Origin of the sequence: Idiomarina sp. ST10R2A5, from assembly GCF_051842325.1 — a bacterium.
Lineage (GTDB): Bacteria > Pseudomonadota > Gammaproteobacteria > Enterobacterales > Alteromonadaceae > Idiomarina > Idiomarina abyssalis.
Map to the genome: position 1 here is coordinate 71,294 of NZ_JBNIEX010000005.1, position 13,226 is coordinate 84,519.

Sequence of the window (13,226 nt, forward strand, 5' to 3'; positions counted from 1 at the left end):
GAAGGTAACCATGTTAGGAAATATGATGAAACGGCCGCTGCAAATTATCGATTTACTAAGATTTGCAGCGAGCCGCCACCCTCGACAGGAGATTGTCACCCGACGGCTGGAGGGTGACATTCACCGGTATTGCTATGCCGAATGCTGGCAACGAAGCGGACAATTAGCCCACGCATTGAAAAAGCTAGGGGTACAACCCGGCGAGCGCGTAGCCAGTCTGGCCTGGAATACTTACCGCCACATGGAGCTTTATTACGCTGTCAGTGGCAGCGGCGCTGTTATGCATACCGTAAACCCCCGCCTGTTTGGCGAACAGATAGCCTGGATCCTAAACCATGCTGAAAGCGGGTGGGTCTTTGTCGACCTAAGTTTTGTCGAGCTACTGGAGTCCATTGAAGACGAACTGCCCGGGGTAAAAGGCTTGGTAGTGATGACCGACCAAACCCACATGCCGAATACCAAGCTTAAGAATGTGCTTTGTTATGAAGAGCTTTTAGCGTCAGAGCCTAAAGACTATGACTGGCCAGACGTTGATGAAAACAGCGCGGCGCTGCTTTGTTATACCTCGGGCACTACAGGCAACCCCAAGGGCGTACTGGCCTCACACCGCGCTATGGTGTTACACGCTCAGGCAACCGTCAGTGCCGACATGCTCGACCTACGCAGCGATACCGTACTCATGCCTATGGTCACTATGTATCACGTAGCCGCCTGGGGCGCGCCCTACGCCGGTCCTTTGTCCGGTTGTAAGTTGGTGTTCACTGGCGATGGAACATCCGGCGAAGCTATGGCTGACATGATTCGCAATGAGCGAGTCACTGTTGGCTTAGGCGTACCGACCATTTGGCTCACTTTGCACAATTATTTGAATGAAAATAAGCTGGACATCCCATCGCTGCAACGCGTTTGCGTAGGAGGGGCTGCTTCCCCTATGGGGCTGGTTAAAACTTACGACCAAGAGTACGACGTTTACTGGCAGCCTATTTGGGGTATGACAGAAACAGGGCCGCTGGTGCATTCGGTGCCGCCGCAGACAGACATTATTAGCCGACCTAAAGACGAGCAATACCAACTGCAGACAACGGCTGGCCGCCCGGTTTTTGGCATAGAACACCGCATTGTTGACGCTGACGATAATCCTCTGCCTAACGATGGCGAAACCCGGGGCGAATTGCAGGTTCGCGGACACTGGATTGCTTCGCAGTATTTTCGAAATGACGACTTAAGTAGCTTCCCTGATGGATGGCTGGCTACGGGTGACATCGCGGTTATTGACCCCGAAGGCTTTATGAAAGTGGTTGACCGTAAAAAAGATGTGATTAAAAGCGGTGGCGAATGGATAAGCTCTCTTGATATAGAAAACATTGTCAGTCAGCACGAGGCGGTTAACGAGTCCTGTGTCATTGGTGTTAAACATCCGAAATGGGACGAGCGCCCGCTATTGCTGGTGGTACTGAATAAAGGTCACCAGCTGTCAAAACAAGACATTAAAGACTTTTTAACCGGCAAAATTGCCCGTTGGTGGATGCCTGACGACGTGGTTTTTGTCGATGAATTGCCCCATACCGGCACCGGTAAGCTGGTTAAAAATAAATTGCGCGAGCAGTACCAAAATTACTTACAGGAGAATGTATCATGACACGATTATGGACAACGGTTATTAGCATTGCGGTATTGCTGATCAGCTTACCTTTAGCAGCCGAGCAATGGGTCGAGAAAAAGACCTTTAGTATGGACAGTTATACCACCCACGGCGGTGAAACCATTAAAGACGTAAAAGTGGGCTGGGAGTCCTACGGGACACTTAATGGAGCAAAAGATAATGTCGTGCTTATTACCCACTTTTTCTCCGGTAACAGTCACGCCGCTGGCAAATACAGTGAGGATGACCAACAGGCCGGCTACTGGGATTCTATTATCGGCCCAGGCAAAGCCATTGATACCAACAAGTACTATGTTATTAGCGTTGATTCGTTAGTCAACGCTTACCCTAACCTTCCTACTGTCATTACTACCGGTCCTGCCAGCATTAACCCGGATACCGGAAAACCCTACGGTTTAGACTTTCCGGTGGTGACCATACGCGACTTCGTGAATGTGCAAAAAGCGCTATTGGAAGACTTAGGCGTTAAAAATTTGCACGCAGTGGTTGGCGCTTCTATGGGTTCATTGCAGGCTATTGAATGGGCGGCGGCTTACCCGGACTGGGTTGAACGTATGGTCTCTGTTATTGGTGCCGGCTCGTTAGACGCCTGGACCATAATGGGGCTGGAGCAGTGGGCACGAGCCATTAAGCTGGACCCTAACTGGAACGGTGGTGACTACTATGACGGCGACGCGCCTTTAGACGGTGTCACTATGGCGCAGGCAATGATCACACACGGTGCTATGCACCCGGAATATATTAACCAAGCGGTACCTCAGCAGGAGACCCTGCCTGAAAAGGGCCTTGAGTCCGTGACTAATGAGTTGCCTGCCGTAGAATGGTTATACAGTGCCAGCCGTGCGCGTGCACCACTGGCTGATGCCAACCATATTCTTTACCTGGTGCGTGCAAACCAGCTGTTTGTTGCCGGTCATCAGGATACTTTAAAAGATGGATTAAAAAACATTTCTGCAAAAACCTTGTTTTTGCCATCCAGTAACGACCTGCTGTTAATGCCGTACATGGCAGAAAACACGGCTGAGCAACTTAGAGAAATGGGTAAAGAGGTTCAGTACGAAGAAATTAATGGTCCCTGGGGACACTTAAACGGACTGTTTTCTATTCAACAAAAAGCCGAGTTACTCAGCGAGTTTTTAACCACTGAGTAACTCTGCTTAGGCTTAAGAGTCGCCGAAAATGCGGCCCTTAAGCTTATCTTTAAGACTGTCTTCAATTTTTGCCTTAAGTAACTCTTCGAGCTGCTCACTCTTATCGCCTGATTCGTTATCCCACTGAGTCAGGTTTTCCAGCAAACCTTGCTGACCGCCTAACTGGCCAGATACTTTCGCGGTCAAGTCCGCTTTTATTTCCGCCAGTTTCTCATCGGCCTCACCCATTGCACTTTGTGTCAGTAAGTCGCCTAACTGGTTATCCAGATCCGACTCAAAACTCAACGAAGGGCTTTGGATATCACCTCCAATATTGGTGGTGATATCCAACCGTTGCAGCTGTTTCAAAGCACCGGCAATAGCTGATGTCAGTTTGCTACTGCCCTCGGCTTCCAGGTCAAGGTTCAGCATCCGGACCATGGCTTTACCATCAAGCTTGTTTTCACGAACCAGCACAGTACCGTCGCTGTCCAGCAACGAAGACAATATACGAGCACTCAATTCACTGCTGTCGCTAAGGCCCAGGTTTTGTAATTGAGCGCCTTTCAACTGCCATTGCTGTCTTGCGTCTATGCCCAAGTCGGTCAACGACATCTCACCATTAAGGTTAAATGCGCTCCACAAATCGCTGTTGTCTGCTCTGGCCTGGTAGGTTGTGGGTTGTCCCAGTAAATTGTGCTGATGCGTTATGTTCTGCCAGTCGACATCAATAACGGTACCGCCCACCATAAATTCCGTACGAGCTTTTTTAATTAAAAACTCAGGCGGAGCGTTGTCATCAGCGAAGGAGATTCTCTGGCCTTCACCGCGAACCGGCTCTACTGTCGCTGAGTTATCGGAGCGCGCCAGCATAGGGCCCAGCTGCTCATACGCCAGAAGTACATACTTACTCCACTCGCGGGCTTTATCTCCCAAAAGCAAGCCAGTCACGTTCTGTAAGCCACTGCCGTCCATACTGAAAAAGGATTTAATGCGGTCAATATCATTACCGGGCGCATTTTTTAACTCACTAATTTGCTGTTGCACCACGTCTTTCGCTTGTTTGACTTCATCACGAAAGTTACTCACCGCTTCTTTATCGGCTCTTATCGACTCTTTCAACTCGTTTAAAGCCTTTTTCCTGGCGGCAATATCACCCAGACCTTCTACTTTACCTTCGGTTATTTGCTTAATTTTTTGTTCATATTCCTTTATTTTTTCCTCGCTGGGCAGTGCTTCCCGCGCGGCTTTCACTTCCTGTTCTTGTTGTTCATAAGCCGTTTTGGCTTCTTCAATGACTTTTTCGGTACGCAAATCAACCTGACTGACAATCTCATCCACAGAAGGCAGCGACATGGTCAATTTATCCCAGGACTGGTTCGCCCACCCCTGCATATCTTCTTTGTCCGGTAATACGTAAACCTCGCCTTCACTCTCTCTGGGCTGATTTACACGTACGCCTGTCATAGTAAGCTGTTCAATTAAGGTTCTGCCAAGTACCAGCTCCGTTGGACTGATGTCAGCAGACGCCTCACCAATTTGTACCCGGTTATTCTGAGGGGCGTTAGGGTCAGTCACCTGAACTCCGGCTACCGTTAAAGACAACGGAACCCAACGATGCTCTACTCGCTCAATATTCACTTCAGCACCGTTTAACCGACCCATAGTATGTTCCAGGGTCACTTTTATAATGGTATCCAGAAAGAGCCAGGAAATAGCGACTAATAACAGCACAAATCCGGCAAATACGGCCAGTCCCGGCCAGCGAATGATGCTACGTTTCATGCTCACCCCCTTAAGTCCGTATAAATTTGCCAGAAACGGCTGCCACGAATGACCTGTACGACACGCAGTTTCATTATTTTCGCCTGAATGCGTTTGCGGTAATTGGCAATAACCCAGTAGCTTATGGCTGCCACTATTGGCGCAGCAATAAGAGCAATAACAAAGCTACCCATGGTAATAGTGTGGTTAAACATGGAAAGGCGACCTAACGCAGTAGCGTACATAGCTTCGTAAATTCCCTGCCAACTTGAAGCTTCCAGCAAGCTCAGTCCTAAGCTGTGAAACCAGGGGTCAAGCAGGTAGGCGATACCCGAGAACACACCAAAAGATACGATAAATAAACTGAGGTTAACGCGGAAGATCAACGCCGCCAGAATTATAATTAAGTTATGGATCCGCCATAGCGGCGTTATTCCGATGAACATCCCTAGTACGACAGCTAAGGCCAGGGCCCACGCGCTAGTTTCAGAATTCAAAGCCTTTAACAACTTTGCCAGAATTGTCAGCATTCACCTGACTCCTTTGAAAAAGATAAAACAGCAAATCTGCTTGTTATCCGTTGTCTTTCTAATATAGTGTGAGTTGCATTTATTACGCAAATAATAAGCAAATAACTTACACCTTTTTAGCGACTTTTGAGTACTTTACGACATGCAGCAACACGTTCACCTTATCATAGATAATGCCGCCGACTGGCAGCCTTATTACCCAAGTCAAAGCTTACTCACCGCAAGTGAATACTTACAATCGGCACACTTGCAAAGTCGTTATCACGTCTTAAATTTGTGCAATGACCTATCTTACTTGTCCACCGGCTATTATGTCAGCCTGCTCGCAGAAGCACGAGGGCAAAGAGTCATGCCTTCTGTCGCTACCATTAACGACCTGACTAACTTCTCTCATTATCAGTTACTGATTAATACCGCTGACCGATCACTCACAAAATATTTGCAGAGCTATGATCAGAAGTCGCTATCCTTGTTAATTTGCTTTGGTTTGTGCGAGCAACCAGAACTGGCGTCTTTTGCGCGGCAAATTTTTGAGCGCTACCCATGTCCTATTTTAAAAGTTGAGCTGGAATTTAGTGGCCGCTGGCACATCAACAAGCTCACCTCCGGCGCGCTTAATGAGCTGAGTGACGAGCAACAAAGTTTTTTTGGTAACTCACTGGACCATTTCAGTAAACGAGTGTGGCGAAAGGCACGTACGCGTAAAGAATACCGCTTTGATTTAGCCATTCTTTATAACCCGGACGAGGCCATTCCGACCAGCGACAAAAAGGCGCTGGCACAGTTTATTAAGGCAGCAAAAGAAGCGGATATTGAAGCTGAGCTGATTACGGCAAACGACTTTAATCGTTTACTGGAGTTTGATGCGCTTTTCATACGGGAAACGACCCGTATTAACCACTACACCTACCACTTTGCTAAAAAAGCGGAGGCTAATGGCATGGTGGTTATTGATCACCCAGACTCTATTGTTAAGTGTGCCAATAAGGTGTTCTTAACCGAACTATTGGATAAGCATAAAGTTGCAACGCCGAAAACAGAACTGCTGCTGAGCCAGTCAGAAATTGATTACCAAGCCATAGGCGAGCGCCTGAGTTATCCGGTCGTACTGAAAATTCCTGACGGTTCATTTTCTATCGGTGTGGAAAAAGCAGAAAGCCTTGAGCAATTTAAACAAGTGGCAGCGGAGCTTTTCAAACAATCCACTATTTTGCTGGCACAAGAGTTTATGAAAACCGAATACGACTGGCGTATCGGTGTGCTGAATAACCGCCCCATATACGCCTGTCAGTATTTTATGGCCCGTAACCATTGGCAAATTTATAATCATAGCGAGTCGTCGTCGCGGGGTAAGAGTGGGTCTTTTGAAACTTTAGGCGTGCATCAGGCACCAAAAGACGTAGTTCGGCTGGCATTACAGGCAACTCGCTTAATTGGCGACGGCCTATACGGCGTTGATATCAAACAAACACCTAAAGGCCCGGTGGTTATTGAAATTAACGATAACCCGTCAATTGAGTCAGGTGTTGAAGATAAACATTTAGGATATGAACTCTATCGGCTGATAATGGCTGACTTTGGACGACGTCTGGATGAATACTGAGTTTAGGGTTGAGCCTGCAAAGCTCACCGATCTTGATCAATTAGTTACACTGGAGCGGGCGACATTTAATTACAGTTGTATTAGTCGCCGCAGCTTCCGGCAGGTTATTCAGTCTGATCATAATTATTGCTGGGTGGCGCGTTCAGAAAACCAGCTAGCCGGGTATGCCATTGCGTTCACCCGGCGCAACAGTAAAGTATGGCGCCTGTACTCTATTGCTGTATCACTAAACTTTCGTGGTTTTGGTGTCGGCAATTTACTCATTAATCACGTACTGGACACCGCCAAAAGGCAGGGCGCTGAAGCTATGTCTCTGGAAGTAAAAAGTGATAATAAAACCGCCATTCATTGGTATCAAAACTGTGGCTTCGAAACTATCGATATTCTGCCAAACTATTATGATGACGGCAGTGACGGTTTTAAAATGCGGTTTACTTTTTATCCGGAAAGTCTGTGAATACACCCTCAACACCGGCCTGCTTCAACCACTGTCGTAGCTGACCATGAGACTTAACGCCGTCGGGCAGGTCGTCAGCTCGCAAGGTATAAACATGAACATTCAGTCCCTTTTCTTCCGCAGAGTCTAAAACATCGCTCCATTGCGGTTCGCCGTTTTCAGAGACACCTTCTAATACATGATGTAACCACAGCCCGACCCCTTCTGCGTAGCTCTTAACCGACTCTAAACCAGCACTGGATCGCATAGCGCTGTAGTCAATATCTGTCGCGCCCCACTTGTTATCGCCAACCAGCTGGATGAGGGGCGCGTCCCAGTTAAACTCTCGTTTTAAACGCCGCAAGACTTCCGGATCAAAAGACTGCAAATAAATAGGGGTAGGCCGTTTGTCAGAATAGCCATTTCGTGCAAGTACCGACATAACAGCTGAAGTAATGTCGTACCCTTGTTGCTGATACCAACGTGAAGATTTCAGCTCCACATAAATACCGGTAGACATCTCACGCACCCGATTCAGTTCATGAATCAACTTAATGTGCTCATCCAGGGTTTGAATAGGGAAACGTACATCCGGTTGAGCAAAGCGTTTAGGATAGACCAGCTCATAGTCTTTATGGCGGGCAACAACCGTTAAGCGCTTTAATTCATCCAGGGAAAAGTCGACCACATAATATTTACCATCAGGCCGGTGCTTCTCCGGGAATACTTCAGACACGTTGGTAACATGGTCCAGTTTTTCGTCGTGCAAAACCACCGGCACACCGTCACGTGTTAGCTGTATGTCCTGTTCGATGAAGTCCGCACCTAAAGCATGAGCCATAACCGTACTGGCCTGAGTATGTTCCGGTAAATAACCCGACGCACCACGATGCGCAATATCCAGAAACTCAGGTACTTTTAAATCATGAAACGGCGCGTCCGGCAGAGTCTCCTGTGCTTTGGGTGCAGCAACTGCCAAACCTGATAACAAACCGCAAATGATGAATCTATTCATTATTCCAGTTAACCTCTAGCACTTTATCGCCAAGCTCGCGGTAACGTTTTATCAGCACCTCAATGGGCTCGGGCTCAGGGTTTAAGTCACGCCCTCGTAAATACTCCGGGTTATACAATTTACTGACCGAACGTTCACCTAAATCACAGGAAAACGTCACGATACGCTGCCCCGGCCCCTTTCGCAAAGCAGCAACCAAAGCGCCGGCAACATTAAGCGCGGAACTACTACCTAGTACAATACCGTCCTTGTCTCTGACATAACGCGACAGCGTGACTAAATCCTGGTCGGGCAAGTTAACGGCATGATCAATACGTGCCTGACGAAAGTTATCCACTAACCGCATAATACCAATGCCTTCTGTCATGGAACCCCCCGTCGAAACATACTCGCCACTGCGAAGGAACTCATAAATTCCCGAGCCATCCGGGTCCACAACCCAAACATCAATATCCGGATTCTTTTCTTTCAAAAAGCGCGAGTTACCACCAATGGTGCCACCAGTACCTGCCACAGAAACCAGAACATCAACTTTACCACCGGTTTGTTCCCAAATTTCCGGGCCCGTATGAAGGTAATGCGCACGGGCGTTGCTGGTATTTTCAAACTGGTTAGCCCACCAACAGTCGTCACGCTCTTCAGCTAAGCGACGCGCTGTGTGATAAAAGTGGTTTTCGTTTTTAAACGGAACCGGGTCAACGGCCATTAGCTCACCGCCATGCAGACGTATCATCCGTTCTTTTTCTGGTGTTTGATCATTAGGCATAACCGCCAGCATATTCAGCCCATAGGACTTAGCAACAACTGCCAGACCAATACCAGTGTTGCCGGCAGTACCTTCCACTACGGTCATGCCCGGTTTTAGTTCGCCGCGCTGCATAGCGTCGTCAATGAGCTGTTTAGCAGCACGATCTTTTATTGAGCCTCCCGGGTTCTGAAACTCGCACTTAATAAAAATATCGCACCCGGTTAAATCAGACAGCGATGGTATCCGTAACAGATCTGTCTCACCAATAAGGTCGCTCTGCCGTGCTCCAAGTTTCATGCTACTGCACCTTTCATCCTGCATTACTGTAGGTAAATAGTATCTCCCCTGTAAGGTCTGGGTTCAATAGCACTTTTGGTGCAGTGCACAGAGGTTGCGCACGTTTTTTGTGCAGAGCTCTCATCGAAATTCTATTTATCCATAAATATCAACAAATTAATCTTTGGCACATTTCCTGAATTAGAAGGTTGCTTAACAATCTTTTAATAAGGAAGCCTAATGAAAATGCTCGTTGCGTTAATCAAACCTTTCAAGCTGGAAGATGTAAAGCAGGCTTTGTTTGAAATTGGCTGCTCCGGCTTAACTGTAACCGAAGTTCGTGGTGTTGGCCGGCAAAAAGGCCATACCGAGCTGTATCGAGGAGCCGAGTACCAGGTCGACTTTCTTCCCAAAATGAAAATAGAACTGGCTCTTCCCGATGAAACCCTTGAACGGGCGCTGGAAGTTGTTAGCGCAGCGGCTCATACCGGCAATATCGGAGACGGAAAGATATTTGTTCTGCCACTTGAGCACTGCGTTCGCATACGTACCGGTGAAACTGACAAAGACGCTCTTTAAGGAGTCACCCATGGAAGCACAAGATTTACAGCAACTCACTTTTGCCCTCGATACTTTTTACCTGCTTGTTTGCGGCGCGCTGGTCATGTGGATGGCGGCCGGGTTTTCAATGTTAGAAGCCGGCCTGGTAAGAGCCAAAAACACCACCGAAATTCTGACCAAAAACATTGCTCTCTACTCCATTTCCTGTATTACTTATTTAGCCATTGGTTATAAAGTCATGTACCCGGATCCTTCCCCTGCTTACGCCGCCGATGCAAACTTCTTCTTTCAGGTTGTGTTTGTTGCAACCGCTATGTCCATAGTTTCCGGCGCCGTAGCAGAGAGAATGAAGCTCATGAGCTTTTTAGTTTTTTGTGTGGTACTCAGCGCATTTATTTACCCGGTCCAGGGCTTGTGGACCTGGGGTGGCGGCATGATAGCAAACTGGGGGTTTGTCGATTTTGCCGGCTCCAGTATTGTCCACTTAACCGGGGCATCAGCAGCACTGGCGGCGGTCATATTGCTGGGTCCCCGCTCTGGCAAATACCTGAGTGACGGCAGTATTAATGCCTTACCGGGTTCAAACATGCCTCTCGCCGCACTTGGTACTTTTATTCTCTGGTTCGGATGGTTCGGTTTTAACGGCGGCTCGCAGCTGGCCCTGGGCTCAGTTGATGACGCCAACGCCATTGCACGCGCTATGGTCAATACCAATACCTCGGCAGCAGCAGGAACAATAGCGGCACTGCTGTTTACCAAGTTACTCTGGAAAAAAGCCGACCTGACTATGATACTAAACGGTGCTCTGGCCGGACTGGTCGCCATAACTGCACAACCCGTTACTCCCGAACCCTGGCAGGCAAGTGTTTTTGGCTTTGTCGCCGGACTCATTGTTGTGTTGTCAATTATTGCTCTGGATAAGCTGCACATTGACGACCCGGTTGGGGCTATTTCAGTACATGGTGTCGTGGGTATATTCGGTACCCTGCTAGTACCCATAACTGACCCCAGCGCCAGCTTTATAATTCAGTTGGCCGGCGTTGCCACAATTTTCGGTTGGGTCTTTGCCTGTAGCTTTATCATCTGGACTATACTCAAGCTGACCGTAGGTATTCGCGTGACGAAAGAACAGGAATACGTAGGCTTAGATCAGGTTGACTGTGGCGTTGAGGCTTATCCGGAGTTTACTTCGCAGAAGTAGCAATACCGACGTCATATTGCCAGGCCCGCCCGTTCTTGATACGGTTTTATGCCATCAATTTCATGAATGGGCGGACAATTATGTCGACATCACGAGAGTATGTTGAAGAACTTTTAGCTCAGGCAGATATTCGCATTAACGGCAATCGGGCCTGGGACATGCAAATACACGATGAAACCGTTTTTGATCAGGCTTTGTCGCGTGGCAACCTGGGTCTTGGCGAATCCTATATGGCACGCTTATGGGATGCCGAGTCTCTTGATCAGTTTTTTTTCAAGCTTTTGCGGTCGGGCATTCAAGACAAAGTAAACCCCGCACGCCTTATCTTTCACTCTCTGAAAAGCCGCATTTTCAATCTGCAAAGTCAGTCGAAAGCCTGGGAAGTTGGACAGCACCATTACGATATGGGCAACGACTTGTACTCAGCTATGCTTGACGAACGCATGGTTTATACCTGCGCTTATTGGGAAAAAGCGAAAGATGTCGATGAAGCGCAACGGCACAAACTTGAGCTTTGCTGTAAAAAGTTAGGCCTGAAACCCGGTATGCGAGTGCTTGATATAGGCTGCGGTTGGGGCAGTTTTATGCAATACGCTGCTGAAAATTACGGCGTTGAATGCGTTGGCGTTACTATATCTAAAGAACAAGTTGCATTGGGTGAAGAGCGCTGTAAAGGCCTGCCTGTCGAGTTTCGATTACAAGACTACCGTGAGCTTGATGAACAGTTTGATCGGGTTATCAGCCTGGGCATGTTCGAGCACGTAGGCCAGAAAAACTATGACGACTATATGGATGTAGCCCTGCGCTGCACTAAAGAAGACGGTCTGTTTTTACTTCACACGATAGGCAAAAATGTCAGCGACACAGCAGCTGACCCATGGATCAGTAAATACATTTTCCCTAATGGCGAAGTGCCTTCTATTTCACAAATTGGCACCGCGCTGGAAGAAAAGTTTGTCTGCGAAGACTTTCACAACTTTGGGGCCGATTACGATAAAACCCTAATGGCCTGGTTTGAGAATTTTGATAAGGCCTGGCCGGAGCTTAAATCGCAATTTGATGATGAGTTTTACCGTATGTGGAAATACTACTTACTATCTTGCGCCGGAGCCTTCCGCGCCCGTGATATCCAACTCTGGCAGTGGGTATTATCACCTAAAGGGCGCGTTGGCGGGTATTCACGGCCTCAGCTTTAAGGGTCCGCGTTAAATTCCGTCATAAAGATATCCCAGAATACCAGGAACAGGGCTGCAACAAGCGGCCCTAATACAAAACCGGTAATTCCGAATAGAGACAAACCACCCAGAGTGGAAAACAACACTAAGTAGTCCGGCAGTTTTGTATCGCGGCCAACCAAAATTGGGCGTAATACATTATCGGCCAGACCAATAACAATTGCACCGTAAGCAACGAGTATGGTCGCGGCTATCCAGCTTCCTGTCGCGTATAGATAAATAGACACAGGTAGCCAGACCAGGCTGGCACCCACTGCAGGAATGAGTGACAAGAACGCCATCACAACACCCCAAAGTAAAGCGCCCGGAATGCCAAGCAACGCAAAGATAATACCGCCTAACGCCCCCTGAACTATCGCAACCACCAAGTTCCCTTTGACCGTCGCGCGTGTTACTTCAGCAAACTTAGTAAATAGCTTACGCTCTCGTTCATCTCCCAGAGGTAATGCCTTAACCATCAAGTTAATTAAACGGTGTCCGTCCCTTAGCAGGAAAAAAGTCAGGTAAATCATTAAAGCCAGGCTAATCAGAAAAGAAAATGTGTTTTGACCAATGCTGAGTGCTTCTTCCGCTAAGAACTTGCTACCGCTGACGGCTGTCGAGGATATTTTATCTCGCACATCGCTGGCTTGAATATCGAACTGAGCAAGAAGATCATTAATGATTGGGAAGGCAGTCTGAATTTCATCAAAAAGTTTTCCTGGATTAATTTTGCCTTCATTCAGTCGCTGGTAAAAACTAACGCCCTCTTGCACGAATGAATACGAAATTCCCAGTACCGGGATGACAACAATAACAAGTGCAATTAGCAGCGTAACAAGCGCTGCCCGGTTAGGCTTATCTCCAAACCTGTTCTTCAACCGTTGCTGCAACGGCGAGAAAATTACCGTAACGACACAGGCCCAAAAAATAGCAGCCCAAAAAGGTATAAGTACCCAGGCAAAAGCAACGCTGACAAGTGCCAGTGTCAGTAAAAATGAACGTCTTTCTAATGATTCCCGCATACTTGCTTCCTTGGCATTAGTAATTCTTTGCGTAAAGACTTGACAGACTTCCCGTTAGAT

12 protein-coding genes are annotated in these 13,226 nt (G+C 47.7%); 7 read left to right on the forward strand and 5 right to left on the reverse strand.

Annotated features, from left to right (window positions below):
* The first annotated feature begins 10 nt into the window (after nucleotides 1-10).
* Nucleotides 11-1,639, forward strand: coding sequence for a long-chain fatty acid--CoA ligase (locus tag ACP7FG_RS08115; RefSeq protein ID WP_439226073.1), 1,629 nt, complete (start codon nucleotides 11-13; stop codon nucleotides 1,637-1,639).
* Nucleotides 1,636-2,814 (forward strand): E22 family MetX-like putative esterase, encoded by a 1,179-nt coding sequence (locus ACP7FG_RS08120; RefSeq protein WP_439226074.1) that lies wholly within the window; start codon nucleotides 1,636-1,638, stop codon nucleotides 2,812-2,814. Before ACP7FG_RS08115 ends, ACP7FG_RS08120 begins: the two co-directional genes overlap by 4 nt.
* 12 nt (nucleotides 2,815-2,826) lie before the next feature.
* On the opposite strand, the gene ACP7FG_RS08125 is transcribed toward ACP7FG_RS08120, so the two are convergent.
* Both ACP7FG_RS08125 and ACP7FG_RS08130 read right to left on the reverse strand, forming a co-directional pair.
* Entirely contained in the window at nucleotides 2,827-4,578 is a 1,752-nt protein-coding gene (locus tag ACP7FG_RS08125) for a TIGR03545 family protein (RefSeq protein WP_439226075.1), read from the reverse strand.
* A gap of 2 nt (nucleotides 4,579-4,580) precedes the next feature.
* Nucleotides 4,581-5,087, reverse strand: coding sequence for a DUF2062 domain-containing protein (locus ACP7FG_RS08130; protein ID WP_199494344.1), 507 nt, complete (start codon nucleotides 5,085-5,087; stop codon nucleotides 4,581-4,583).
* 142 nt (nucleotides 5,088-5,229) lie between these two features.
* Between ACP7FG_RS08130 and ACP7FG_RS08135 the strand changes: the two genes are divergently transcribed.
* Both ACP7FG_RS08135 and ACP7FG_RS08140 read left to right on the forward strand, forming a co-directional pair.
* Nucleotides 5,230-6,690, forward strand: a complete 1,461-nt coding sequence (locus ACP7FG_RS08135) for a RimK family protein (RefSeq protein ID WP_439226076.1) — start codon at nucleotides 5,230-5,232, stop codon at nucleotides 6,688-6,690.
* On the forward strand, nucleotides 6,680-7,147 hold the full coding sequence (locus ACP7FG_RS08140) for a GNAT family N-acetyltransferase (protein ID WP_054489479.1): 468 nt from the start codon (nucleotides 6,680-6,682) through the stop codon (nucleotides 7,145-7,147). The genes ACP7FG_RS08135 and ACP7FG_RS08140 overlap by 11 nt, the downstream gene beginning before the upstream one ends.
* Here ACP7FG_RS08140 and glpQ read toward each other — a convergent pair.
* On the reverse strand, nucleotides 7,122-8,141 hold the full coding sequence (glpQ, locus tag ACP7FG_RS08145; RefSeq protein WP_439226077.1) for a glycerophosphodiester phosphodiesterase: 1,020 nt from the start codon (nucleotides 8,139-8,141) through the stop codon (nucleotides 7,122-7,124). The genes ACP7FG_RS08140 and glpQ overlap by 26 nt on opposite strands.
* On the reverse strand, nucleotides 8,134-9,186 hold the full coding sequence (locus tag ACP7FG_RS08150; protein ID WP_439226078.1) for a cysteine synthase A: 1,053 nt from the start codon (nucleotides 9,184-9,186) through the stop codon (nucleotides 8,134-8,136). Before ACP7FG_RS08150 ends, glpQ begins: the two co-directional genes overlap by 8 nt.
* Before the next feature lie 219 nt (nucleotides 9,187-9,405).
* Between ACP7FG_RS08150 and ACP7FG_RS08155 the strand changes: the two genes are divergently transcribed.
* The 3 genes from ACP7FG_RS08155 to cfa all read left to right on the forward strand — a co-directional run bounded on the left by ACP7FG_RS08155 (nucleotide 9,406) and on the right by cfa (nucleotide 12,123).
* A complete protein-coding gene (locus ACP7FG_RS08155; protein WP_054489485.1) occupies nucleotides 9,406-9,744 on the forward strand; it encodes a P-II family nitrogen regulator in 339 nt (112 codons plus the stop codon).
* 10 nt (nucleotides 9,745-9,754) lie between these two features.
* The gene (locus ACP7FG_RS08160; RefSeq protein WP_439226079.1) at nucleotides 9,755-10,927 is read left to right on the forward strand and encodes an ammonium transporter; all 1,173 of its coding nucleotides are present in this window, start codon (nucleotides 9,755-9,757) and stop codon (nucleotides 10,925-10,927) included.
* Nucleotides 10,928-11,007: 80 nt separating this feature from the next.
* A complete protein-coding gene (cfa, locus tag ACP7FG_RS08165) occupies nucleotides 11,008-12,123 on the forward strand; it encodes a cyclopropane fatty acyl phospholipid synthase (RefSeq protein WP_222235773.1) in 1,116 nt (371 codons plus the stop codon).
* Here cfa and ACP7FG_RS08170 read toward each other — a convergent pair.
* Entirely contained in the window at nucleotides 12,120-13,166 is a 1,047-nt protein-coding gene (locus ACP7FG_RS08170; RefSeq protein WP_439226080.1) for an AI-2E family transporter, read from the reverse strand. The genes cfa and ACP7FG_RS08170 overlap by 4 nt on opposite strands.
* Between the last annotated feature and the right edge of the window lie 60 nt (nucleotides 13,167-13,226).

Excerpts from the sequence above, each read along its gene's own strand:
- ACP7FG_RS08115 (WP_439226073.1), top strand. The coding sequence starts at position 11 with ATGTTAGGAAATATGATGAAACGGCCGCTGCAAATTATCGATTTACTA.
- ACP7FG_RS08120 (WP_439226074.1), top strand. The coding sequence starts at position 1,636 with ATGACACGATTATGGACAACGGTTATTAGCATTGCGGTATTGCTGATC.
- ACP7FG_RS08125 (WP_439226075.1), bottom strand. The coding sequence starts at position 4,578 with ATGAAACGTAGCATCATTCGCTGGCCGGGACTGGCCGTATTTGCCGGA.
- ACP7FG_RS08130 (WP_199494344.1), bottom strand. The coding sequence starts at position 5,087 with ATGCTGACAATTCTGGCAAAGTTGTTAAAGGCTTTGAATTCTGAAACT.
- ACP7FG_RS08135 (WP_439226076.1), top strand. The coding sequence starts at position 5,230 with ATGCAGCAACACGTTCACCTTATCATAGATAATGCCGCCGACTGGCAG.
- ACP7FG_RS08140 (WP_054489479.1), top strand. The coding sequence starts at position 6,680 with ATGAATACTGAGTTTAGGGTTGAGCCTGCAAAGCTCACCGATCTTGAT.
- glpQ (WP_439226077.1), bottom strand. The coding sequence starts at position 8,141 with ATGAATAGATTCATCATTTGCGGTTTGTTATCAGGTTTGGCAGTTGCT.
- ACP7FG_RS08150 (WP_439226078.1), bottom strand. The coding sequence starts at position 9,186 with ATGAAACTTGGAGCACGGCAGAGCGACCTTATTGGTGAGACAGATCTG.
- ACP7FG_RS08155 (WP_054489485.1), top strand. The coding sequence starts at position 9,406 with ATGAAAATGCTCGTTGCGTTAATCAAACCTTTCAAGCTGGAAGATGTA.
- ACP7FG_RS08160 (WP_439226079.1), top strand. The coding sequence starts at position 9,755 with ATGGAAGCACAAGATTTACAGCAACTCACTTTTGCCCTCGATACTTTT.
- cfa (WP_222235773.1), top strand. The coding sequence starts at position 11,008 with ATGTCGACATCACGAGAGTATGTTGAAGAACTTTTAGCTCAGGCAGAT.
- ACP7FG_RS08170 (WP_439226080.1), bottom strand. The coding sequence starts at position 13,166 with ATGCGGGAATCATTAGAAAGACGTTCATTTTTACTGACACTGGCACTT.